Source organism: Vibrio sp. Y20_XG_PY13, assembly GCF_024181925.1.
In the GTDB taxonomy this organism is placed as follows: domain Bacteria; phylum Pseudomonadota; class Gammaproteobacteria; order Enterobacterales; family Vibrionaceae; genus Vibrio; species Vibrio parahaemolyticus.
In genome coordinates this window covers 40,123-63,365 of sequence record NZ_JAMZAL010000014.1, presented here as the reverse complement: position 1 = coordinate 63,365, position 23,243 = coordinate 40,123, and the positions used below count along the sequence as shown (strand labels likewise).

The window sequence follows — 23,243 nt, the reverse complement described above, 5'->3', positions numbered from 1 at the left end:
TTGGTGTTCATCGAGAGGATTTACGCCCAATCAATCTCTTCGCCAGCGTGTTTTTCACACTCTTGCTTCACCATTTCAAACAGCTCCATACCCGTTTTTGAGCAGGTCCATTTGTCTTCCACTAACTTGAAGTGGAAACCGCCCGATTTTGAGGCCAACCAAATCTCATGCATTGGCTCTTGGCGGTTGATGATGATCTGGCTGCGGTCTTCAAACTCTAATGTCATTACGTTGCCAGACACCTCGTAATCAATGTCTGCGCCTGAATCATCGATGGATTCTTCGATGATTTGCATCTGCGCATCCACCAGTTGATGAAATTCAGTATCGTTCATCCGTCTATCCTATTGCTTTTCCTGAGTGTGGTGCGATTATAGGGGGCATTGATTCAATAATCACGATATGCCAAATGAAAAAATTAGTAACAGTGTTGTTTGTGATGGCTGCCGCGATGCTGGCAGGGTGTGGCCAATCTGGCTCGCTGTACATCCCAGATGACGCACAACAAAACGAGCAATCACAATAAATAACCGCACCTTAGGGTGAAATTAGGGTTCAGCAGTCGAATTAAATAAGGGAAGCGAATTTTGGATTACTTCAACTATCAGGATGATGGCCAACTTTGGGCCGAAGACGTCCCACTTCAAGCTCTTGCCGAGCAATATGGCACTCCTCTTTACGTATATTCTCGAGCCACGCTAGAGCGCCACTGGAAGGCGTTTGATAGTGCTGTGGGTCAACATCCTCATCTTGTGTGCTACGCAGTAAAAGCCAACTCAAACTTGGGCGTACTGAACGCGCTGGCTCGTTTGGGTTCGGGTTTTGATATCGTATCTGGTGGTGAACTAGAGCGTGTGATTGCAGCGGGCGGTGATGCGAAGAAAGTCGTGTTTTCTGGTGTGGGTAAAACGCCAGCAGAAATGAAGCGCGCACTAGAGCTTGGCATCAAGTGCTTCAACGTTGAATCAGAGCCGGAACTCGAACGCTTGAATAAAGTTGCGGGTGAGCTTGGTGTGATTGCGCCTATTTCGCTACGTATTAACCCAGATGTTGACGCGAAAACTCACCCTTATATTTCGACTGGTCTTCGTGACAACAAATTTGGCATTGCGTTTGACCGCGCGCCAGAAGTGTATCAATTCGCCCAGAGCCTACCTAATCTGAATGTGCAAGGTATCGACTGCCATATTGGCTCTCAGTTAACGAGCATTGACCCATTTATTGATGCAACTGACCGTTTGCTGGCTTTGATTGATGACCTGAAAGCGCAAGGCATCAACATTCGTCATCTCGATGTTGGTGGTGGTTTAGGCGTGGTATATCGTGATGAATTACCGCCTCAGCCTTCTGATTACGCGAAAGCGTTGTTGGGGCGTCTTGAAAATCATCAAGACCTAGAACTGATTTTTGAACCAGGCCGTGCGATTGCAGCAAATGCCGGTATTTTGCTCACTCGTGTGGAGTTCCTAAAACACACCGAGCATAAAAACTTTGCCATCATTGATGCGGCGATGAATGACTTGATGCGTCCAGCACTGTACCAAGCTTGGCAAGATATTGTGCCTGTTTCCCCTCGTAATGGTGAGCCACAAACTTACGATTTGGTTGGCCCGATTTGTGAAACTGGTGACTTCTTGGGTAAAGATCGCGCGCTCGTTTTGCAAGAAGGTGATCTACTCGCGGTTCGTTCAGCAGGTGCCTATGGTTTTGTGATGTCTTCGAACTACAATACTCGTACCCGAGCGGCAGAAGTAATGGTGGATGGTAATCAAAGCCACCTTGTTCGCCAGCGTGAAGAGCTGACCAGTTTGTGGCAGCTGGAACAGATTCTACCGGAGTAACACACAACAAATGCATTTCCACTTTTCCAAAATGCACGGTTTGGGCAACGACTTCATGGTCGTCGACTGCATTACCCAGAACGTGTTTTTCTCGCAAGACTTGATCCGTCGTTTGGCGGATCGTCACACTGGCGTCGGTTTTGACCAATTGCTTGTGGTAGAAGCACCTTATGATCCTGAAACCGACTTCCACTATCGCATTTTTAATGCCGATGGCAGTGAAGTGGAGCAATGCGGCAACGGCGCGCGCTGTTTCGCGCGTTTTGTTCGTTTGAAAGGGTTGACCAATAAATACAGCATCAGCGTGAGCACCAAGAAAGGTAAGATGATTCTTGATGTGGAAGACGACGGTGAAGTGACGGTCAACATGGGTGTGCCAGAGTTTGAACCGAACAAAATTCCGTTCAAAGCGAAGCAGAAAGAAAAAACCTACATCATGCGCGCGGGTGACAAGACGCTGTTTTGTGGTGCCGTCAGCATGGGTAACCCGCATGTGGTGACAGTAGTGGATGACGTGGATACCGCAGATGTGGACACTCTAGGTCCGCTGCTTGAATCACACGAACGCTTCCCTGAACGTGTGAACGCTGGCTTTATGCAAGTGGTGAGTCGTGACCACATTCGTCTTCGAGTTTACGAGCGCGGCGCAGGTGAAACACAAGCTTGTGGTAGCGGTGCATGTGGCGCGGTGGCTGTGGGTATTTTGCAAGGACTTTTGGATGAGAGTGTGAAAGTATCGCTACCTGGTGGTGAGCTGCATATTTCTTGGCAAGGCCCGGGCAAACCACTCTTTATGACCGGCCCTGCTACTCACGTATTTGATGGTCAACTGTCGTGCTAGTCAAAGAAAAAGGAAACGGTTTGTCTCAAGTTGAAGCTGACGCATTAACGGCAGAAGTGGTGGCTGAATACCTAAAAGATCACCCTGATTTTTTTGTTGAGCGCCCTGAGCTGGTGGATCGTCTGTCTTTTCCACATTCGGATTTAGGTACGGTTTCGTTGGTGCATATTCAAATGAATCGCCAGCGTCAGCGTATTGAAGAGCTTGAAGAAGAGATCACCACGTTAATGTCGCTTGCGGCAAACAACGATCGTACCTTCTACGAGTTCATGGATTTGCAGGGCTCGATTCTAAAGTGCGGTGACTTCAAGCAAGTTATTAGCGCGATAGAGCTAAAAGCCAAAGATCTCGGACTGCGTGCGTATGTTCGCTTGTTTAGCCAATGCGATGCATCGACGCAACTTAGCAAAGAACATTACCAGCGTTTTGCGACCAACCACCTAAATGGCAAAGAGGCTTATTTGGGCCGCTTGCGTAAAGTGGATCGTGAAGCGTTGTTTGGCAATATGGATGTGCCAGAAATGGGTTCCTATGTGGTACTGCCGCTGGTGAAGAAGCAGACGCTTGGCGTTCTTGCGTTTTCTAGCGAAGATGGCGGTCATTTCCAACCAGATATGGATACCTTGTTTTTGCGTCACCTATCCTTAGTAGTGGCACATCTTGCTCAAACATTGGTATGGCAAAGTTACGATGACGACAACACCCAACACTCCTCTGCCAAATAGTCTTCAAAAGCCTCTTGAACGCTTCTACGAATTCTTGCGAAGCGAAAAGGGGCTCAGCTTGCACACTCAACGCAATTACAAGCAACAGTTGGAAACCATGGCGCAGCATCTTGCCGAAATGGGACTGAAAGATTGGTCTCAAGTTGATGCTGGCTGGGTTCGACAACTTGCGGGTAAAGGCATGCGAGAAGGCATGAAGGCCAGCAGCTTAGCTACGCGCTTGTCTTCGCTGCGTAGCTTTTTCGATTTCTTGATTTTGCGTGGTGAGATGTCAGCCAACCCTGCCAAAGGGGTGTCTGCACCTCGTAAAAAGCGCCCGCTGCCAAAAAACCTCGATGTGGATGAAGTGAATCAACTGCTCGAAGTGAATGAAGATGACCCATTGGCGATCCGCGATCGCGCAATGATGGAGCTGATGTACGGTGCCGGCCTGCGTTTAGCCGAGTTGGTCAGTGTGGATGTGCGAGATGTGCAGCTGCGCAGTGGCGAGCTTCGTGTTATCGGTAAAGGTGACAAAGAACGTAAAGTGCCTTTTTCGGGGATGGCAACGGAATGGGTTGGTAAGTGGCTGCGCGTTCGTGGTGACTTAGCAGCGCCAGGTGAACCTGCACTATTTGTGTCTAAACTCGGAACCCGTATTTCGCACCGCAGCGTGCAAAAACGCATGGCCGAGTGGGGACAAAAACAGTCTGTAGCTAGTCACATTAGCCCACATAAGTTGCGCCACTCATTTGCTACGCACATGCTGGAGTCGAGCAACAACTTACGTGCGGTGCAAGAGCTTTTAGGTCACGAGAACATATCGACGACCCAAATCTACACACACTTGGATTTCCAGCATTTAGCGCAAGCGTATGACCAAGCCCACCCACGCGCCCGCAAAAAGAACGGGGAGTGAGCCAAAGCATGAAATTTTACCGCCGTATCGAGCCGATTAAGGCCATGACATTCGATCTGGATGACACGCTGTATGACAACCATCCAGTGATTGTCCGTATGGAGCGCGAGTTACTGACCTGGTTGCAACAAACGCATCCTGCAGTGGCGCACATGGAAAAGGCCGACTGGTTGCAGGTAAAAAAACATGTTCTCCAGCAAAGTCCTGATCTCAAAAGCGATGTGACGCTTTGGCGCCTAGTGCAGTTAAAGCATGGTTTTCTATCGGTTGGCTACGATGAAGCGCAAGCTCAAGTTGCAGCGGAAGAGGGCGTGCAACTGGCGTTGGAATGGCGCAGTCAGTTTGACGTGCCGCAGCAAAGTCTCGATGTATTGGCGGAGTTGGGAGAACACATTCCTCTGGTGGCGATCACCAATGGTAATGTCGACTTAGATAAAATCGGTTTGACGCCATACTTCCAACTCGTATTAAAAGCGGGCCCTGACGGTCTTGCCAAGCCTGCTGCTGATTTGTTTGTCAAAGCGCAGCAGTTTCTCGATTTACCTGCCGAAAACATTCTGCATGTTGGTGACCACCTCACGACGGATGTACATGGTGCAAAGTTAGCGGGTTTTGCCGCATGTTGGTTTAATGATATGAATAAAAATGTCATTAGTCATTCAAGAACACGTACGTTACCTGACATTGAAATCAATAGTTTGCAGCCGTTACTCACACTTTTTTAATTGCTTTCGCATTAATCCATTCTAAAGTCATTTTGTGCCTAGAAAAGCATCAAAAAGAAACGTAAATTACTAAGCCTAAAGTAAAAATAACGACGCCACTCATCGTGGTGAAAATAGTGTTACGGCAGTAGTAGGGTACATGCGAGCTTTTTCCAAACGGGTCCACGATGTAAGTCAGCTTAATGACTTTTTAGTCACTTCTCAGTTGCACCCAGATAAACAGTATTTGGTGCAACTTTTGTCTACGCAATCGCGAGAATGTACGGTTGCGCTCGCCAAAGCGGTTTTGTCGATGTTGCCCAATGCTCATGTCATCGGCCACAGCACTCGCAATGTAATTTTGGATGGCGACATTTTTACCTCTGGCTGCCTCATCAACCTGATTGAGTTTGACCAAACCACGCTAACGTCTGCCGTCCAAGCGTATTCTTTCTCTCCCGATATAGACGGTGGCGAGCTCAAACGTTCGCTGCAGTTACAAAGCAACTCTCAAGTCATCATCAGTTTTGCCGTGCAAATCGAACGTCGTGATTATCCTTTGTATCAAACTTTTGCGACCGAAAACGTGCGAGTGTCTGGTGGATTAGCGCAAACCATAGAAGACGGTTGTTGGGTGCTCTATCAAAACCAGACATACGACAACGCCGTAGTGGCAGTGGCTTTGCACAGTGATACTTTGAAAACTTGGACAGACGCGTATTCCGAGTGGAACCCAATCGGCATGCCGCACAAAGTGACGCATGCGAAAGGCACGCGCTTGTATTGCTTAGGAGAGCGTAAAGCCCTCGATGTTTATAAGCATTATCTTGCCGACGGGCACGACGTGACGATTAACCAATTACTCAGTTTCCCGTTGTATCGAGAAACGTTGGGGCGCAAGGAAGTTTGTACCGTCACAGAACTTCACGCCGATGGAAGCATGAGTTTCGATAGGCCGTGGTGCCTCGGTGATGAGGTTCAGTTTTGCTATAACCATCCTTCTCTGACGTTAGAACAAGTGCGTCATGGGGTGGTGGAACTTGCTATGCATCAGCCAGAAGTAGTGATGATTTACAACTGTGCCTCACGGCTGGATTTTATTGATAGCAGCGATGAAGTGCAGGCGTTTATGGATATTGCCGCGAGCTTTGGCAGCTACTGCATGGGTGAAATACATGGTGACATTGGCCAACCAGAAATTCTTCACCACAGTTTGACGTACCTTGCGATGCGCGAAGGCGATGAAGTGCAATCGCTGAATTTGCCTAAACCACAAGTGAGCGCTTCGATTTCACCGCTGTTTAGCTTAATACGCAATGCGATTGGCGATTTGAATCATATGAACGCTCACATGGGTTATCAACTTGATCGTCAAACTCGCAAGTTACAAGAAAGCTACCGTCGTGACAGTCGCACGGGGCTGCAAAATCGCGTGGCGCTGCAAGAGCGCTTAAGTTACATCGATTGTGACGAGCATTTGTTAACGCTTAAGCTGCTCAATTTCAGCCACATCAACGAAAAGTACGGGTATCGAGTCGGAGACCAGCTGCTCAAAGATCTGTCGATGCATTTTACCAATCGATTGAGAAAGCGCTTAGGCATGCCAGCGGCGCTGCAACTGTACAGCATTGGTGTAGGTGAGTGGGCTTTTGTGTTTAAGGCTGAACAAAGTAGCGAGACTATCAAACAACACTTTACTCGTTTTGCTGATGCAGTTGAGCAAACTAACTTTGAGCCGCTCGGCCTGCGCGAAATTGATTACCTGTCTATTTCCTTGTGTGGTGGCTTGGTTAGCCGTCGTGATTTTCCTTCGGCTTCTCCTGATGAGCTCTTATTAAAAGGCATAGAAGCGCGTCGTTCTGGCGTTCGCAGCAACACGCATATTTGCAACGCTAAAGACATCGAAGTCAGTGAAGATGTACGTAAAGAGCAACTAGGGTGGTTGAGTTGCGTCAGTCGCGCGATTCTTAAGCAGAACATCATTACGTATAGCCAACCGATTGTGCACGCTTACAGTCATCTTCCTGCCAGCCAAGAATGTCTGGTGCGGATTTTAGAAGAAGACGGAACAGTGATTGCTCCAGGGCGATTTTTACCGATCATCTCAGACACGCATTTGTACACCAGATTGAGTCGTCACATGATCCGCTCGACGCTGCATTACATGCGAGATAAGAAAGGGGATTTCTCGATTAACCTGTCTCCGCAAGATTTGTTGAGCGACAAAACGTTGATGTTGCTGGAGCATGAAATCAGCCAGTTGAATGACCCGACGCGGATAGGGCTGGAAGTACTGGAGTCTGAACAGATTAAAGATTACGGTCGTATGATAGAAGTGTGCAGCCATTTCAGAAAACTGGGTGCGCGCATTATCGTGGACGATTTTGGTTCTGGATACTCCAATATTGATGAGATCTTAAAGCTAGAGCCGGAAGTGATAAAGCTGGATGGCAGCTTGATTCGAGACATCGATAAGGATTTAAAGCAGCGAAAAATAGCTTCTCAGTTGGTGCGTTTGTGCCAGGTGTTTAATGCAGAAACGGTCGCGGAGTTTGTGCACAATCGAGAGGTGTGCAAAATCGCGCAGGATATGGGCGTCGATTATCTGCAAGGCTACTACTTAGGTGAACCTACGCGTCTGTTTTAATCGTGTTTCACGTGAAACAATGCCAATAAAAAAACGCAGCCTTGGCTGCGTTTTTTGTTTCGTCGATTGGGTTTACTCGAGAGTGCGTGGTGACGGTTTGATAGCATGGCCACTTTTCTCGGCTTGGAACAGTACAAGGTAGTGAGCAAAAAACGTATGCATTTGCTGTTGGTTATCCTGTTCACCAAGTTGACCTAATAAGTGGGCAGCAACCTCAAAGGTGCACAAATTGCCTTGTTGCTGATTACGTCGCAGTTGATATTGAGAATCGGCGAGTACGGAAAGTCCCATGGTAGGGATACCTTCTAACCAGCGACTCTTATTGATCATCTTGCGCGCTTCTTGCCAGGTGGCATCCAAAATAATGTACAGCGGCATTTTGGCTTGTTGCTGGCTTTGCATTTCCACATGTTCGAGTGTGATGCTTTCTTCGCTTGGGAATAGAATCACCGGGTACAGCGAAGGATCGGCCAAGCGAGTGAGCAACTCTGCTGGTGGTTGTTTGCGATCCCAGATTGCTTGCTCGACGTTGAGTTGGCAATGCTGTAATAGCTGGCCCGTATTGGTGTCACGAGTAAGCTCATTTGGGTGCATCAATAGCAGTATGTTGTGCTTGCTGGTGAGTTTCGGCACCAGCGAGCAAATACAGTTGAACTGAAAACCGCAATGGGGACACGGTTGTGACATTACAGTCGAACCCCTTCACGAACTGGGCTAATACCATCCGAGAACAGACGAACACCACTGATTTGTTCAGGTGTGGCTGTTGGTGCCATGCTCGGGTTCAGAGGGTAGCTTACGCCTGTGTACTGCATGACATGTTTTGCTGGTGTTGCGCCGCCGCCACTAACATCGAAAATCAGGTCGCGCCAACCGTGCGACGTTTGTTGGCCGAGCATCATTGGGCTTCTTACCAGTGTAATTCGACTGTTGAAGCGCCATTCTTTTTCATGGTTTTCGAACACCAAGAGCGTACAACCGCCTGAGCCGCACCAATCCAATTGAACCAGCAGTTCTTCATTACCATCACCATTGAGATCGTACGTTAACCAGCGGTATTGGTTATTGCTTGGGTCGGTTTGGTGAATGAAGAAGTAGTTACGTACCGCAGCATCGACTTTGGAATCGAAATCGGCACTGGATGGGACGTCAGCACTGCCGATAGGTTGGTCTGCGCGCTTCGCCGCCGGTTGTTGAACGCCTGCATCACGAACGGTTGCTGGGTAAAGCACTAAGCCACCATCGGCGATCGGGTACACCATGCTGCCCACTTTTTCCTTGGTGGCTTTGAGTTGGTTGCCTTCGCGCGTAAAGAGTCGCTCAGACATCAAACGTTGTTGCTGGTGGTGGGTCATCACAACTTGAACTTGCGACGGGCTCAACTGTTGCCAGAAGCCGCGTTCCACTAATGGGTCTTGACCGTTTGAGTAGCTGTATTTCGTCGTGGCGCTGTGGTCAGGGTTTAAGGTCATTTGCACCTCAAAACCTTGTGATTGCGTTGAGGTGGCTACATAGGTATTTGCCCAGCCAAGCGTTGCATCAACGTTCGCTGCCATGCCACACCCTTGGTAAGTGTTTCCATCGTGTTGGAGTGTTGCTTTCCAGCCATATAAAGAGTCGCTCATGGTGTCTGAACAGAGGTTTTCCGTCATACGCAGTTCACCATCATCAAGCCTATAAGTGCGTTGGCGCGGCTGCAGTTGACTGCTTTGAATAGGCAGCATTTCGGTGGTTTTTCCCATCTGTTGGAACTTAAGCGCATTGGCTTCAAAACTGGCTGCCCAAGACGGCTCGTTGCCAAATACACGCGTCGGTTTTTGCGGTTGGCTGCAACGATTTGGGTTTTCGGTGGTGAGAAAGTTCACTTGCTCAACCACAAAGTTGGCGTCGAAATCCGCAGAGAAACCATCAATGCCCGGAGGATTAAGATGACCGATGACTTCGCCATACATGGTTTGGTACGGTTCATTGCCGAGCTTAATGGCGCGTTGAATTTGTTGTGGTGACAGTTGCAACCAATATTGTTTGTCGCTGCCGCAAGGCATGATGTATTGGCTTTCATGGCCGATGATTACTTTGCCGCGCAACATAAAAGTTTGAGGTTGAATAGTTTCAGGCTTATCTAATGATGCTGGTGGAGAGGTTGGTGTTTCCGCGCCAGATTGTGGCGGTTGCGAACTACATGCTTGCAGAACCAGCAGAGTGGCGAGTGCCACTGGGTTTTTCAAAGCCTTCATGTTATATCTTCCTCATTATTGTTACTCAATCGGCATCGGATGGCATTATGGCATATTGGTTATTTAAAACAGAACCAGATACCTTTTCTATTGACACGCTTAGAACCCAAAAGGTTTCATGTTGGGAGGGAGTTCGTAATTATCAGGCGCGCAATATGATGCGTGACCAAGTAAAGGTGGGCGATTTCGTCCTGATTTACCACTCTTCCTGTAAAAATGTTGGCGTGGCGGGGATTGCCAAAGTCGTGCGAGAAGCCTATCCCGACCATTTTCAGTTCGACCCAGAAAGTGATTATTACGACCCAAAATCGGACCCAGATAACCCTCGTTGGATCATGGTCGATATTGAGTTTGTGCGTAAAACCGCGCGGGTGATCCCACTGTCGGTCATGAAAGCGATGCCTGAACTTGAGAACATGCCGCTGGTGAAACGCGGAAATCGTCTTTCGATCATGCCTGTGACCGAAGATGAGTGGGAAGCGATTCTTGGCAAAGAGAAGTTACCAAGCCAGAGATAAAAAAAGGGCTGCAAATTGCAGCCCTTCGTGATTTTGTTGTTAACCCAAGGGTTAGAGCAGGTGATCTTGCAGGTAATGCGCCACGGCATCGTCTGCGTTGCTGCCAATCACTTCATTGTTTGGCAGCGCTTTCATCACTTTCTCGTGTGATGTGCCCATTACTAAGCCTTTGCCTGCCATTGATAGCATTTCGACATCATTCATGCCGTCGCCAAATGCAATGCAGTTTTCGAGCGTTAAACCCAGAGTTTCCGCGACTGCTTGTAGCGCGTGGCCTTTCGAAACGCCCGCACTCATTACTTCTAAGCACCAAGGAGTAGAGAACGCGATATTCAATTTGTCGCCAAACTGTTCACGCAGTTTGTTTTCAAACACCACCAAACGTTCATGATCTTGCGCTGGATGGGTGAAGAAAATTTTCGCAATGCCGTCGGTAGGCGCTTGGTCTTCATCGAATAAGACGTATGTAAATTCGTCATGGAAATCACGCAGTGTTTCGTCGTCTTTGTTCATCAACCAACTGTCGTTTTGATACATGTGGATAAGTATCTCGTGATCATGTTTGATCGTGTTGATCACGCCTTGAACCAAATCTGCAGGTACGTTTTCACTGTACATCAGTTGATCGTTTTGGTCATGAACACGCGCACCGTTTGAGGTGATCATGTAAGCCGGAATGCCCACTTGGCGACGAATGCTTGCAACGTCTACGTGGTGGCGACCCGTTGCAAAGACAAAGGTGTAACCCTTTTCATGCAGCGCTTTTAGCGTCTCTTTTGAGTAAGCACTTAGCTGATGGTTTGGTGCCAGTAACGTGCCATCCAGATCTGAGGCAACGATTTTAGTGATCTCTTTGCAAGGTAGCGATGTGCTCATGAAGCCCTCGTAAACGGTTTGGATAGAGTGGAACAGGTTGATTGCAAACGGAGTACAGTAGACTGACTAGATCATACTGCTCCGAATGCGGGGGAACTTAATGCTGCCTGCTTTCCTCGTTAAACGTGCGAGGTGGGCGAAACAGACGCAAGCAGTGTACGCCAAAATAAGGATGAAAAAGAGGGTAAATCGTTTGAGAGACATTTCCTCTTTAATCATTGCGGTGAAGTGGTCGCCTACAACTCTTATTGCATTTTTTCGTCTGACGACGAAGTAGGGTCATCCATAAAGCGGAAGATCGCATCGAGCGCTTGATTGCGGTACTGGTCTGTTTCGAACAAGATTTCATGCTGTGCGCCTTCAATAGAAAGCAATGCCGCATGAGGATTGGTTTTACGCAGCTTCTCGATAAAGCGTTTTTGCGCGAGATTGCTGACGATACGATCATTGCCTGCTTGAACCAGTAGCACAGGCACTTTTACTTGGCGAGTTAACAAAAAGCACTGTTTTGCTGCCATGAGTCCTTGCCATACCCAGCGCGTGCTTGGTCCGCCGACTTGCAGTTCCGGTTTTTCTGTATAGAGATTGCGAAACCACTGGTAGCGGCCTGCGCTTTGGCTGAGAGGATTGTCCTCAAAAGGCTTGGGAAAGTACGGCTTGTGGCCCGGCGCATAACGCGGCAGTGGTGACACGGCAGAAAGAATTTGCGTCACTGGGATAGCGATAGGCGATAAGTACCACGGCAAGTTAATGCCAAACATGGGTGCGCTTAAAATCAAACCAGTGAATGGGTGCTCTGGGTGGGTTTGTAGGTAGCGCGTCGCGATGGCACCGCCCATGGAGTGCGCGATGATAAAGCACTGCTGATATTGTTTAAGGTCGTGTTGTTTGATCACCACGTCCATATCATCAATATAGTCAGTAAAGTCATAGACGTGACCCATATCAGAGTCAGATAATAGGCGATCTGATAAACCTTGTCCTCGGTGGTCAAAGGAATACACATCGTAACCTTGGCGGTAGAGATCGTAAAACAGCTCTTGGTACTTCCAGGAAGATTCGATGCGGCCATTGACGATCAGCACGGCTTTTTTGTGTTCAGGGTTGGTGAGTTTGCACCAGTAGATTTTCTTTTTCTCTGTCCCTTTAACAAAGCCCTCTTGGCGAGTTTGCCAAAGTGCTGCGATCGGACCACCAATTGCTTGCTCAAATAAAGTCTCTTGAGTATAAGTCAAAGGTGAATGGTTAGTAGCCATTAGTCGATTACCTGAAGATACATTGTAGACGCGATGTATCATCGAAGAATTAGTGAGGAAATGCAATGGATACCCACGTTTGGTTGGCCTATGTGGTAACTGCAATCGTTTTTAGTTTGGCTCCGGGTTCTGGCACGGTTAACTCAATCAGCAATGGCTTGAGTTACGGCACGCGTAAATCGCTTGGCGCGATTGTTGGTCTGCAAATCGGACTCGCGATTCACATCGCCTTGGTTGGCGCTGGCATCGGTGCGCTGGTGGCGCAATCGGCAACTGCGTTTACTATCATTAAATGGGTAGGCGCGGCTTACCTTGTATGGTTGGGTATTCAGAAATGGCGTGATACTTCAGGCTTGATTGCCAATGAGAGTCACAAAGAGATGTCAGGTAGCGCATTATTGTATAAAGCCGTTTTAATTAACCTGACTAACCCTAAATCGATCGTCTTTTTGGTGGCGTTGTTCCCACAGTTTATCGACCCTGCAAAAGACCAACTGACGCAATTGTTGGCGCTAGGGGTGACGACAGTGGTGATTGATGCGTGCGTAATGCTGGGTTACACCACGTTGGCGGCGCAGATGGGACGCTTTATCCGTTCAGACAAAATCATGGGTAAAATTAACAAAGTATTCGGTTCAATGTTTATGGGTTGTGGCGCATTATTAGCGGCTGCAAAATCCTAAGCCATTTATAGGTAGTTCTATCGCATGAATACAACGTATGTCGCTCGTCAGCCGATTTTTAACCGTAAAAGACAGACGCTGGGTTATGAATTGTTATTTAGAGATGGGGAAAGCAACGCCTATCCCGCTCATATCGAATCAAACCGAGCGACATACCGATTAATCGTCGAGAACTTTCTATCACTGGGTACTAACCCAGTAATTGCTTCTTCGCGATGCTTTATCAACTTTCCTCATCAGAGCTTGGTACGTCGTTTGCCTCGCAGCTTGCCAAAAAACAAAATCGTCGTAGAAGTCTTAGAGACTTGCCAACCTACCGATGATCTTCTCGATGCAATTCGCGAGTTATATCGAGAAGGTTATTTGATCGCGCTGGATGATTTCACCTTAACGCCGGAGTGGCGTCGCTTCTTACCTTATGTGCACATCGTTAAACTCGATATCATGGCGATGGGGCTAGAAAAAGCGTGTGAGCTGGTTAAAACCCACCTCGCTAAGCGCGTCAAATATCACTTTTTAGCGGAACGCGTCGAAACCGCAGAAGAGTTTGAGCAAGCCAAAGCGGCGGGTTTTAAATTCTTTCAAGGCTACTTTTTTAGCAAGCCATTGGTGTCGCAAACCAAATACGTCAGTCCGGAGCAGGTGTTAGCGTTACAACTGTTTCGGGAAGTCTGCGCGCCAGAGCCGGATTTTGACCGCATTGAAAGCATCATTACGCAAGATGTGGCCTTGTCGTACAAGTTACTGCGTTTTGTGAATACCCAGATCACCACATTAGAGGTGGAAATCAGCTCGTTCCGTCAGGCGCTGATTTACCTTGGTCAAGACAAGCTGAAGCAATTTGTCTCTTTGGTGGTGGCGTCTTACATCTCAAGCAACAAACCGCGTGAGTTGTACAACCTCTCTTTGCAACGTGCCCAGTTTTGTGAGCTGATGTCGCGTTACCAACCTTTTTCTCATCTCAATGAGCAAGGCTTTATGGTCGGCTTATTGTCGATCTTAGATGCCATGCTCGACTTATCGATCGAAGCTTTGGTGAAGCAACTACCGTTGAGTGATTCTGTGCAGCAAGCGTTACTGCATCGTAAGGGTGAGTACGGTGTGTTGATCTCGCTAGAAGAATGCTACGAGCGAGCTGATTGGCATGGCGTCGAAAAGCTCTCGGGTCAGTTGGGTTTGTCATTTGATGAAGTCAAAGCCTCGTTAAGTGAAGCGGTTCGCTGGAGCCAAAGCGTCGTCGCGGTCTAATTCTCTCTATTAGTATGAAACTTTTATGAAGGCAAGGGTGTGGCTCTTGACGCCTTGGCACAATTAAATAAATATATACGCATATCCATATATAGGTATGTTAACTATGCTTCCACATCAGTTTTTCAAGCTTTTATCTGACGAGACTCGTGTGCGCTGCTTAATGCTGGTGGCCCGCGAAGGAGAAATTTGCGTAGGTGATTTGGCGTTTGCATTGCAAGAGAGTCAGCCGAAAGTTTCTCGTCATCTTGCTCAGTTAAGATCGAGTGGCATTTTAGTCGATAAGCGTCAGGGACAATGGGTGTACTACGAGTTATCGCAGCAATTGCCAGGATGGATGCGCAAGTTGATTGAAGACTTAGTAGCATCGAATTGCTTGAAGCAAGAATACCAAGACGACATTACACGCTTGCACGATAAAAGTCGTGAGGCTTGCTGTTAACAGCGAACAAAGATTCAAGGTTGAAGATTAAAGGGTAAGACTATGACGATTAAAGTAGGGATTAACGGGTTTGGGCGCATTGGGCGTTTGGCGCTGCGCGCGGCATTCGATTGGCCAGAATTGGAATTTGTGCAAATCAATGATGTTGCGGGCGATGCAGCAACGTTGGGCCACTTATTGGAGTTCGACTCTGTTCAAGGCCGTTGGCACCATGAAGTGCAGGTTGAGGGAAATGAACTCGTCATCAATGGCAAGCGCATCGCGACGACACAGCATCGCGACATCGATGCTGTGAATTGGTCTGGTTGTGATGTTGTGATTGAAGCGACAGGCGTGCACCGCAAAACATCGTACCTTGACCAATATCTCGATCAGGGCGTGAAGCGAGTGGTGGTTAGCGCACCAGTGAAAGAAGAAGGTATTGCGAACATCGTTGTTGGCGTGAACGACCACATTTTCGATCCTGACAAACATCGTATCGTGACAGCGGCTTCGTGCACGACCAACTGCATCGCACCAGTAGTAAAAGTCATTCATGAGAAATTGGGCATTGAGCAATCCTCTTTCACGACGATTCATGATTTGACCAATACGCAAACCATTTTGGATGCACCGCACAAAGATCTGCGTCGTGCCCGTGCGTGTGGCATGAGTCTTATCCCGACCACCACGGGCAGTGCGACTGCGATTGTGGAAATTTTCCCTGATTTAAAAGGCAAGATTAACGGCCACGCAGTGCGTGTACCGTTGGCGAATGCGTCACTGACAGACATCATCTTCGATGTGAAACGCGATACCACCGCAGAAGAAGTGAATGCTTTGCTGAAAGAAGCGTCAGAAGGTGAGCTAAAAGGCATTCTTGGCTTTGAAGAGCGTCCGTTGGTGTCGATCGATTACAAAGGCGATCAACGCTCAACCATCGTTGATGCACTCTCAACAATGGTCGTTGGCTCTCGCATGGTGAAGATTTACGCGTGGTACGACAATGAAATGGGTTACGCAACGCGCACCGCAGAATTGGTTCGTAACGTTGGTTTGGCTTAATAGGAGTTCACAATGTCTCATCCTACATGGCAATTAGATTTGGACTCTGGTGCATTAGTCCTAACACCGTGCCCGGGTACGAAAGGCGTCGATTTGCAAACGTCTTTACAGCAATTAAAAGAGCAGGGTGTTCAAGCGGTGGTTACGGCATTGGACAATGCTGAGCTAGCATCGAAAGACGTCGCGGATTTGGGTGAAGTTACCCAACAACTGGGCATGAAATGGTTCCAGATCGAGATTGAAGATGATTGCGCACCCAGTGAGGATTTCGCGGTGAAGTGGCAACAAGCTAGCCCTGAACTGCATGCGATTCTTGCTCAAGATGGCAAAGTCGCGATGCACTGTATGGGCGGCTCGGGTCGCACTGGTTTGTTCGCAGCTCACTTGCTGCTAGAAAAAGAATGGATGCTGGACGATATCGTGCGAGAAGTTCAGGCACTGCGCCCAGGCGCGTTTACCAAACCAGTGCAGCTTGAGTACATCGAACGAGTGGCAAAAGACGCGTGATCAGCTTAAATAGCTTTTGGAACATTATGATCCAAAAGCTATTGTCTGGTTTTTATAATGGAATATAGATCAGAGATAAAACGGAAGGTGACAGGTTAACCTTTTGTTTTTATTGCTTATTAATTTTCAATTATAAATGCCAGCGTGTTTGTAAACTCGAACTAAGGTTGTATCGCCTTATGGTTGGTGTACAGGTTAATCAGTATTTAGAACATGATGATCTAAATGCGTCTATCGCTGTACATAAGAGGTCAATATGATTTCTCAATTGAGCAAAAGTATTCGTCAGTACATGTTAGTGACGTTTAACTATTGGAACTTTACCGTAACCGACGGAGCGCTGCGTATGCTGGTGGTGCTCTATTTTCACGACTTGGGTTATTCAACGTTAGCCATTGCCTCGCTCTTTCTTTTCTATGAATTTTTTGGCGTGGTGACCAATCTGATTGGTGGTTGGTTAGGGGCCCGGTTAGGCCTGAACAAAACCATGAATATTGGCCTAGCGATGCAAGTGTTTGCGTTGTTAATGTTGGCAGTGCCCAACGCTTGGCTGACGATTCCTTGGGTGATGGCTGCGCAAGCTTTGTCTGGTATCGCTAAAGACCTCAACAAGATGAGTGCCAAGAGTGCGATTAAGACGCTAGTACCAGATGAGCAGCAAGGCGCGCTTTACAAATGGGTGGCGATTTTGACGGGCTCGAAGAACGCACTCAAAGGGGCGGGTTTCTTTGTCGGTGGCTTGTTGTTGTCTTGGGTGGGTTTCCAAAACTCGATGTTTATTATGGCGAGTGTGCTCGCGGTAGTGTTCATTTGCAGCATGATCTGGCTAGAAGCCGACATGGGCAAAGCGAAAAATAAGCCTAAGTTTAGCCACATCTTTTCTAAGTCTGAATCGGTCAACATCTTGTCCGCAGCGCGCATGTTCCTGTTTGGTGCGCGGGATGTCTGGTTTGTGGTGGCTTTGCCGGTTTATCTCGGCAGCGTATTTGGCTGGGATCACTTGTGGGTTGGTGGCTTTTTAGCATCATGGGTGATCGCGTATGGCTTTGTGCAAGGTTTTGCGCCGCGCATTACGGGTAAAGCGCAAGGTCGCGTGCCTGATGGAAGTGCGGCATTAGTGTGGGCGGGGGTTCTTGCCTTAATCACCGGCGGGATTGCTTACGGAGTACAAATTGGTTGGCAGCCGGAAATCGTGATTGTGGTTGGGCTGATGATTTTTGGTGCGGTCTTTGCCATTAACTCTTCGCTGCATTCGTATCTGATTGTGAGCTATGCCAAAGGCGACGGCGTCTCGTTGGATGTCGGTTTTTACTACATGGCCAACGCCATGGGACGTTTGATTGGAACGGTATTGTCGGGGTGGATTTACCAAGAAGCTGGACTAGCGGCGTGTTTGTGGGTCTCTTTCGCTTTCTTGGCGCTGACAACGTTGATTTCGATTAAGTTGCCTAAAGCTAATATCGCCACGGCTTAGTTCTGATGAATGTGATGGGCTGAACAGAACATCGTGAATAAAAATGGCTCCAATCGGGAGCCATTTTTTATGTCTGCATATTATGAGCAGAAGCGTCCAAGCTTTGCAGGTTGCGTCATTTTGATTTCGTCGTCTAACGAACGGTAGACAATCGTATTCCAGATTTCGCCATTATCCATTTCAAATTCAATCGCGTAATTCATGCCGCTTACCACCTGAGTGCGAACACTGAGGATTTGCTTTAACTTAGCGGAAGTGTTCATTTGCGCGAGTACCACATCAAGCAATGGTTGCGCTTCATCGGTCATGTCACTTTGCGACCATCCGCCGGGCAGTTTTTCTAAGTTACAGATTGGGTTCGCTTCCTGTTGCGATTGGGCAGGCGCCTCGGTCTCTTCCTTTTGATTACATCCAGCTAAAGCCACTACACATACGAGTGACGCCAATAATGTTTTCTTCATAACAAGACCTTTCTTTGTAATGTGCTCAGTATCCTAGGGGGTTCTGTTCATTATATCTGTTTCATATTCGAGAAAGTGTTGGTCACATATCGTTTTGTTTCAATTGATTCTGTTCAGCAGTATTTATCGGTTAAATACAATTAACAGGTCATTGTTGGGTTAAAAATAAGCAAAAACAGATTGTTAACTATTTAATTGAGTGAAAATTGCCCTATGCTATAAACGATAAGCGATCCAAGGTAGGAAAGGATATGAGAGAAAGGGTTCTGTTTTTTGATTTATTGCGCTGCGTCGCCGCAGTGGCCGTGATCGCTATTCATGTCTTGGCGCCTTATCGAAACGAGTTGGGCGTGATCCCAATGGACCAATGGCTCACCGCCGTTGGAGTGAACAGCGTGACCCGATGGGCGGTGCCGGTATTTATTTTGATTACGGGCGCTCTGATGCTCAGTGATACACGTCCTTTTGATGGCAAGTATTACGTGAAGCGGCGTTTGGGGAAGGTGTTGGTGCCTTTTCTAATTTGGTCGACGTTCTACGCGTATCTATCGGGTTGGACGGCACAAGGATTCGATTTTGAAACCGTCAAAGAAGTGCTGAGTAATAGTCCGTTTCATGCCACCTATTACCATTTAGGCTTCTTCTATTACTTTATTCCACTGTATTTTGTGATTCCTCTATTCCAATGGATGGCACGTAATGTCGATGACAATGTCCTCTATACCTATCTGGCTTTTTGGATGTTCACTAGCACGTTATTCCTGTTCAAGATTGATGGGCCATGGAGTAACCAAATGTGGCTCTATATGGGCTATCTGCCTTTGGGTTATGTACTATTTCAAAAAGTGCCACTAAATCGTTCTATGGTGACGTTGTTCACTGGGTTTGGATTGGTGGCGTTAGCCGTGACATTCACCATGGTGGTGACCAACAGTTTGGAAGCGGAGAAATACACCGTGGGGCGTTGGTTGTCATACAAAACATTGAACGTGATTTTGGCGGCATCGATGATTTTTATGCTGTGTCGGTATTTTGGGGAAGGGTTGCCGAAGAACGTGCAGAAAGTGGTGAGTTTTATCAGCCAGCACAGCTTAGGCATTTACTTACTTCACCCAATCTTTTTATGGCCGATGAAAGAGTTCGGTTGGTATACCGGTCATCCGGCATGGGTGATCCCTGTGTGGATTGTGTTAAGTGGGGCGGGAGCCTTGGCGATGAGTTATTTGTTCTCGAAATCAGCCAAGACTCGTTGGTTGCTGCCGTAAGTTAGCGTTTGATTGCGAAATGTAGGAATTTGTCGCCGCAGTAGGTCAGGGTGCCTTTATCACCTGGATTAAGCGCGTGGTAATAGTGCACACCAATTTGGAATTCTCGTTTCGGGCCGATTGGGCCACGTTGCACATAAATCCAATATTCTTGGTCGTCCTGTCCCGGCTGCGCATCCGGCACATCGATCGCTTGTTTGTCTAAAATCGTGACTTGAACACTTTGTTCTGGCGCATCTTCACCAACGTAATGTTTGCTGTAGAAACGAAAGAACACCCATGCGCCAAGAGCGATGAGGGCAAAAGTGGCCAAGATAAGTGAGATTGGCATGATAACCTCCAATGTTTCATTGGGCCTTATTCTACAGAACTCCCTGATTAAACTATGAGTTGAGATAAACTATTCGTGATCTAATAAAAGGGGTGTAGATTTTATTCGGCGGACTTCACAGTTTATATGCGTGCAAGGGCACAATTTGAAAGGAAAATTGCACTTAACCGCTCGAAAAAGCTCTAAATTTATAGAAGAATGAAATGACTAACGAAGGGAAGGTCAGTAAAGGAGGGTTACGATGTCAGATATCGAAAAAGTAGTCATGCGTACCCGAACGATCGAAAAGCTTTTGCGTACTCAATATCACGCAGAAGGGAAAGGGTTGCACCAACTTATCAGCAGTTGTGAAGAGCGCTTACCTCATGATGTGATCGCGAAATTGCGTTTTATCGCCACTGTGCGTAATAAAGTTGTGCATGAGGACAACTATAAGCTGGATGATCGAAAAGGTTTCATGGCAGCGTGTGATGACTGTGAAAAAGAGTTAACGCCAAGAAGTTCCCGTTTTATTTGGCGAACCGCTATTTTGCTAATGGCGCTAATCACACTCGCTGCACTCGGTTTTTACTACATGCATTGGGACATCTTGTCAGAGCACATACAGTAAACCTAAAAATTGAGAAATAAAAAAGGACGCGAAAGCGTCCTTTTTTATTTTTAATCAGTGACTTAGTACATCATTGGCAGTGTCATTAAACCCACAACCACTGCAATCATAACCAGCCCTTGTTTTTGAGAAGATGAAATCATAACACTACCTCTTAAATCTTTGATGAACTCGATGGAGTAAATATAGCACTGTTTTTGGCTGTTGATCAACGTATCTGTAGAAAACTTTTCAAAACTCATACTTAACTTGGCTGTTTTTACTTTAAATTGACCAATAAAACAGTGTTTTTTGGGCTGTATTTAAAGTGTTCGCTTTGGGTCTTAATTATGCTTTCGTATTTTAAGTTATTGATTTTAATGTGTTATAAATGGTTAATAAGTGGCTGTTATATTGTTTTTTGTCTCAGTTTGGTGGTTGATTTAGTATTTTGTCTGTATTTCTCAAAAGTTGAGAAAAGTGAGTGTTGTGCTATGGCGGTGGTTAATGAAGGCACTAGGATGGTGCAAGAATTTCTTACCTGATGAGAAAATTTGGCAAGGAAGTATAATTGGTGGGTCGTAGAGCGGCTAATAGTGTTTTTGCCCTCATTAACGTTAATGTGTTTTTATTTATCATTGGGTTACGTTTTTTTAATGATATTTTTAATACAAACAAATCTACTTGGGGAGTGATGTTTAGATGGGCTTATCATGGCATTCTTTCCCATATCAGGATGAATAGGGGTAACTAGACTTTTTGTGGTTGATGTTTGTCCGTGTTGATGGTCATACACACAAGTTGGCTTTTTTATACACACTATGAAATCGTGTGAGCACTAACCACGAATTCCAATCCACATCATTTTTGCTAGCGCTAGAGAGGGTTACAAAATGTTTCGAATCGCTAGCGAGATCCAACTTTCGTAGATTGTGTCTTTACATCAAAACTGGTCTACCTAGACTAGCGGCGAGTTTAAGTAAAAGGTATGTACGGCATGTGGAGTTGGCTGGCGATAGGGTTATCAGGTATGTATTCCGTGTTGGGTGCAAAGCAAGCGAACCCGACACAATCCTTAGTGTTTAAAATCTTTACGCTATTACTTCTTCTTATTTTGGTGCTAACCCAAGGGCCGTCGGCCGATCACAGCTACTGGATTGCTGGTGGTTTGGTGGTTTCTATGTTCGCCGATACGCTGCATTCGTTTAAAACACGCAAGCTGATCTATTTTGCTGCCTATCTCGCAGCGCAAGTGTGCTACAGCAAATCTTTTTGGGTTCAGCTCAATGGCGATATCGTGTGGTGGTTGCTGGCTTTGTTGCTTGCCGCCAGTATCGTGGCGTTTTTCCTTCTTTTACCGCAGTTAGATTCGCTCGTTTTTCCCGTAGTGACTATGGGCATAATGCTAGTGCAGCTCGCTTGGGCAGCCGGTGAGGTTTGGCTACAAACGCCTAGCTACGCGAATGCCATTGGCTTTAGTGGCACCGTCATCATGACGTATTCCGCGCTCGCTTACGCCATACACGGATTCCGTAAACCAATGAAGCGCGCGTATGTTTGGGTAAGTGGAAGCTACTTTCTTGCTCATGCACTCATTGTTGCTTCTATCATTTACTAACGTAAGTCAAAGCAGTGCTCGACGATTTCAGTACACTGGTCGGGTTCTATTTGCTAACTGGAGTTAACGATGAGTGACATTCATGCTCACAACTTACTAAACCTACTACGTGAAACCCCAATGAGCCGCGACGAGCTCGCACAACATTTTGGCGCAGACGTACGCTTTCATACCTGTAAGTTGAATGATCTAGACTTAGATGCATTGCTAACCTTTTTATTACAGCGCGATAAGGTTCGCGAACTCGAAGGCAAGTTCGTCGTCAACATGGCGCGTATTTGCAACCATTAAGCGGCGTCTGAGGTTGTTTCGGTAATCGGGGGCGAATTATCTGATTTCGCCCTTAGGCGTATACTCGCGCAATCTCCTTACTATACACTGGTCGCCATTTTTTTCGTCGAGGCCAGAACATGGATATTCTTTCTGCAGCGACCATGCTGTTTCTTATCATGGACCCTCTTGGCAATTTGCCCGTTGTGTTGTCCATTCTTAAACACATCGATCCCAAACGTCGTCGTAAGGTGCTCATCCGCGAGCTGATTTTTGCCTTGTTGATTTTGATGTTGTTCTTGTTCGCCGGACAAAGCATCTTGAGCTTTTTGCACGTACAGCCGGAAACTTTGAGTATCTCTGGTGGCATCATCTTATTTATCATCGCAATTAAGATGATTTTCCCAAGTGCAGGGAGCATCACCGGGTTAGCAGCGGGTGAAGAGCCGTTTATTGTGCCAATGGCAATTCCAATGATTGCTGGCCCATCAGTGATTGCCGCGTTGCTTCTGCTTTCTTCCCAGCATCCCGACAAACTGGTCGAACTTTCAGCGTCGGTGGTGATTGCGTGGGGCGCGACCTTCTTTATTTTGATGTTCTATGGCTTTTTCAATCGTCTGTTGGGCGAACGCGGTCTGAAAGCGGTGGAACGCTTGATGGGCTTGTTATTGGTGATGATTTCCACCCAGATGTTCCTAGATGGTGTGAAAAGCTATTTGGGATAAATCAAAGACAACAAAAAGCCGCTCTAGTGAGCGGCTTTTCTTT

At 47.0% G+C, this 23,243-nt stretch carries 26 protein-coding genes and 1 pseudogene; 19 read left to right on the top strand and 8 right to left on the bottom strand.

The window, feature by feature from the left end; all coding sequences use genetic code 11:
* Window positions 1-20: 20 nt before the first annotated feature.
* Window positions 21-335 carry an iron donor protein CyaY gene (cyaY, locus tag NL646_RS21395; protein ID WP_005459084.1) on the bottom strand — a complete coding sequence of 105 codons (315 nt, stop codon included), beginning with the start codon at window positions 333-335 and terminating at the stop codon, window positions 21-23.
* Between cyaY and NL646_RS21390 the strand changes: the two are divergent.
* The 7 genes and pseudogenes from NL646_RS21390 (at window position 315) to NL646_RS21360 (ending at window position 7,656) form a co-directional block, all read left to right on the top strand.
* A pseudogene (locus NL646_RS21390) lies at window positions 315-526 on the top strand (lipoprotein). The gene cyaY and the pseudogene NL646_RS21390 sit on opposite strands and share 21 nt — an antisense overlap.
* A gap of 61 nt (window positions 527-587) precedes the next feature.
* Complete coding sequence (gene lysA / locus NL646_RS21385) at window positions 588-1,841, top strand: diaminopimelate decarboxylase (RefSeq protein ID WP_005459130.1); 1,254 nt, start codon at window positions 588-590, stop codon at window positions 1,839-1,841.
* Window positions 1,842-1,851: 10 nt separating this feature from the next.
* Window positions 1,852-2,682: a diaminopimelate epimerase gene (gene dapF / locus NL646_RS21380; RefSeq protein WP_005459097.1), complete on the top strand. Its 831-nt coding sequence runs from the start codon at window positions 1,852-1,854 to the stop codon at window positions 2,680-2,682.
* Window positions 2,676-3,407 (top strand): DUF484 family protein, encoded by a 732-nt coding sequence (locus NL646_RS21375; protein WP_025442364.1) that lies wholly within the window; start codon window positions 2,676-2,678, stop codon window positions 3,405-3,407. The genes dapF and NL646_RS21375 overlap by 7 nt, the downstream gene beginning before the upstream one ends.
* The gene (xerC, locus tag NL646_RS21370; protein WP_005459099.1) at window positions 3,373-4,305 is read left to right on the top strand and encodes a tyrosine recombinase XerC; all 933 of its coding nucleotides are present in this window, start codon (window positions 3,373-3,375) and stop codon (window positions 4,303-4,305) included. The genes NL646_RS21375 and xerC overlap by 35 nt, the downstream gene beginning before the upstream one ends.
* Window positions 4,306-4,313: 8 nt before the next feature.
* Complete coding sequence (gene yigB / locus NL646_RS21365; protein WP_253664665.1) at window positions 4,314-5,030, top strand: 5-amino-6-(5-phospho-D-ribitylamino)uracil phosphatase YigB; 717 nt, start codon at window positions 4,314-4,316, stop codon at window positions 5,028-5,030.
* Window positions 5,031-5,169: 139 nt separating this feature from the next.
* The gene (locus NL646_RS21360; RefSeq protein ID WP_253664664.1) at window positions 5,170-7,656 is read left to right on the top strand and encodes an EAL domain-containing protein; all 2,487 of its coding nucleotides are present in this window, start codon (window positions 5,170-5,172) and stop codon (window positions 7,654-7,656) included.
* Window positions 7,657-7,728: 72 nt separating this feature from the next.
* On the opposite strand, the gene NL646_RS21355 is transcribed toward NL646_RS21360, so the two are convergent.
* Together NL646_RS21355 and NL646_RS21350 are read right to left on the bottom strand one after the other, a co-directional pair.
* On the bottom strand, window positions 7,729-8,343 hold the full coding sequence (locus tag NL646_RS21355; protein ID WP_253664663.1) for a tRNA-uridine aminocarboxypropyltransferase: 615 nt from the start codon (window positions 8,341-8,343) through the stop codon (window positions 7,729-7,731).
* Window positions 8,343-9,893: a COG3650 family protein gene (locus tag NL646_RS21350; protein WP_253664662.1), complete on the bottom strand. Its 1,551-nt coding sequence runs from the start codon at window positions 9,891-9,893 to the stop codon at window positions 8,343-8,345. Before NL646_RS21350 ends, NL646_RS21355 begins: the two co-directional genes overlap by 1 nt.
* Window positions 9,894-9,940: 47 nt before the next feature.
* On the opposite strand from NL646_RS21350, the gene NL646_RS21345 reads away from it, so the two are divergent.
* Entirely contained in the window at window positions 9,941-10,411 is a 471-nt protein-coding gene (locus tag NL646_RS21345; RefSeq protein WP_011106124.1) for an EVE domain-containing protein, read from the top strand.
* A 51-nt stretch (window positions 10,412-10,462) separates the two neighbouring features.
* On the opposite strand, the gene NL646_RS21340 is transcribed toward NL646_RS21345, so the two are convergent.
* A complete protein-coding gene (locus tag NL646_RS21340; RefSeq protein WP_024699866.1) occupies window positions 10,463-11,287 on the bottom strand; it encodes a Cof-type HAD-IIB family hydrolase in 825 nt (274 codons plus the stop codon).
* A gap of 245 nt (window positions 11,288-11,532) precedes the next feature.
* Window positions 11,533-12,543: an alpha/beta fold hydrolase gene (locus NL646_RS21335; protein ID WP_005459120.1), complete on the bottom strand. Its 1,011-nt coding sequence runs from the start codon at window positions 12,541-12,543 to the stop codon at window positions 11,533-11,535.
* A gap of 65 nt (window positions 12,544-12,608) precedes the next feature.
* On the opposite strand from NL646_RS21335, the gene rhtB reads away from it, so the two are divergent.
* From rhtB to arsJ, 6 genes are all read left to right on the top strand, one after another.
* The gene (rhtB, locus tag NL646_RS21330) at window positions 12,609-13,226 is read left to right on the top strand and encodes a homoserine/homoserine lactone efflux protein (RefSeq protein ID WP_005459098.1); all 618 of its coding nucleotides are present in this window, start codon (window positions 12,609-12,611) and stop codon (window positions 13,224-13,226) included.
* A 24-nt stretch (window positions 13,227-13,250) separates the two neighbouring features.
* The gene (locus NL646_RS21325; RefSeq protein ID WP_015297478.1) at window positions 13,251-14,474 is read left to right on the top strand and encodes an EAL and HDOD domain-containing protein; all 1,224 of its coding nucleotides are present in this window, start codon (window positions 13,251-13,253) and stop codon (window positions 14,472-14,474) included.
* A gap of 106 nt (window positions 14,475-14,580) precedes the next feature.
* The gene (locus NL646_RS21320; RefSeq protein WP_005478993.1) at window positions 14,581-14,916 is read left to right on the top strand and encodes a metalloregulator ArsR/SmtB family transcription factor; all 336 of its coding nucleotides are present in this window, start codon (window positions 14,581-14,583) and stop codon (window positions 14,914-14,916) included.
* Window positions 14,917-14,958: 42 nt separating this feature from the next.
* Complete coding sequence (locus NL646_RS21315) at window positions 14,959-15,960, top strand: ArsJ-associated glyceraldehyde-3-phosphate dehydrogenase (RefSeq protein WP_005459102.1); 1,002 nt, start codon at window positions 14,959-14,961, stop codon at window positions 15,958-15,960.
* Window positions 15,961-15,972: 12 nt separating this feature from the next.
* A complete protein-coding gene (locus NL646_RS21310; RefSeq protein ID WP_025787110.1) occupies window positions 15,973-16,467 on the top strand; it encodes a cyclin-dependent kinase inhibitor 3 family protein in 495 nt (164 codons plus the stop codon).
* A 256-nt stretch (window positions 16,468-16,723) separates the two neighbouring features.
* Window positions 16,724-17,941 (top strand): organoarsenical effux MFS transporter ArsJ, encoded by a 1,218-nt coding sequence (gene arsJ / locus NL646_RS21305; protein ID WP_021454415.1) that lies wholly within the window; start codon window positions 16,724-16,726, stop codon window positions 17,939-17,941.
* 80 nt (window positions 17,942-18,021) lie between these two features.
* On the opposite strand, the gene NL646_RS21300 is transcribed toward arsJ, so the two are convergent.
* Window positions 18,022-18,402: a cystatin domain-containing protein gene (locus NL646_RS21300; RefSeq protein WP_005478972.1), complete on the bottom strand. Its 381-nt coding sequence runs from the start codon at window positions 18,400-18,402 to the stop codon at window positions 18,022-18,024.
* A gap of 251 nt (window positions 18,403-18,653) precedes the next feature.
* Here NL646_RS21300 and NL646_RS21295 point away from each other — a divergent pair, with 251 nt between their 5' ends.
* Window positions 18,654-19,667: an acyltransferase gene (locus NL646_RS21295; RefSeq protein ID WP_017449415.1), complete on the top strand. Its 1,014-nt coding sequence runs from the start codon at window positions 18,654-18,656 to the stop codon at window positions 19,665-19,667.
* A gap of 1 nt (window position 19,668) precedes the next feature.
* Here the strand turns inward: NL646_RS21295 and NL646_RS21290 are convergent, their stop codons facing one another.
* Window positions 19,669-19,998, bottom strand: coding sequence for a DUF2500 domain-containing protein (locus NL646_RS21290; RefSeq protein WP_023583986.1), 330 nt, complete (start codon window positions 19,996-19,998; stop codon window positions 19,669-19,671).
* 241 nt (window positions 19,999-20,239) lie between these two features.
* Between NL646_RS21290 and NL646_RS21285 the strand changes: the two genes are divergently transcribed.
* On the top strand, window positions 20,240-20,608 hold the full coding sequence (locus NL646_RS21285; RefSeq protein WP_005489749.1) for a hypothetical protein: 369 nt from the start codon (window positions 20,240-20,242) through the stop codon (window positions 20,606-20,608).
* A gap of 62 nt (window positions 20,609-20,670) precedes the next feature.
* Here NL646_RS21285 and NL646_RS21280 read toward each other — a convergent pair whose 3' ends face one another.
* Complete coding sequence (locus tag NL646_RS21280; RefSeq protein ID WP_005458791.1) at window positions 20,671-20,850, bottom strand: hypothetical protein; 180 nt, start codon at window positions 20,848-20,850, stop codon at window positions 20,671-20,673.
* Window positions 20,851-21,584: 734 nt separating this feature from the next.
* Here NL646_RS21280 and NL646_RS21275 point away from each other — a divergent pair.
* The 3 genes from NL646_RS21275 (at window position 21,585) to NL646_RS21265 (ending at window position 23,200) form a co-directional block, all read left to right on the top strand.
* Window positions 21,585-22,205, top strand: coding sequence for a lysoplasmalogenase (locus tag NL646_RS21275; protein ID WP_005481960.1), 621 nt, complete (start codon window positions 21,585-21,587; stop codon window positions 22,203-22,205).
* Between the two features lie 69 nt (window positions 22,206-22,274).
* Entirely contained in the window at window positions 22,275-22,496 is a 222-nt protein-coding gene (locus NL646_RS21270; RefSeq protein ID WP_015297472.1) for a YecH family metal-binding protein, read from the top strand.
* A 119-nt stretch (window positions 22,497-22,615) separates the two neighbouring features.
* Window positions 22,616-23,200, top strand: coding sequence for a YhgN family NAAT transporter (locus NL646_RS21265; protein WP_253664661.1), 585 nt, complete (start codon window positions 22,616-22,618; stop codon window positions 23,198-23,200).
* Window positions 23,201-23,243: the final 43 nt, after the last annotated feature.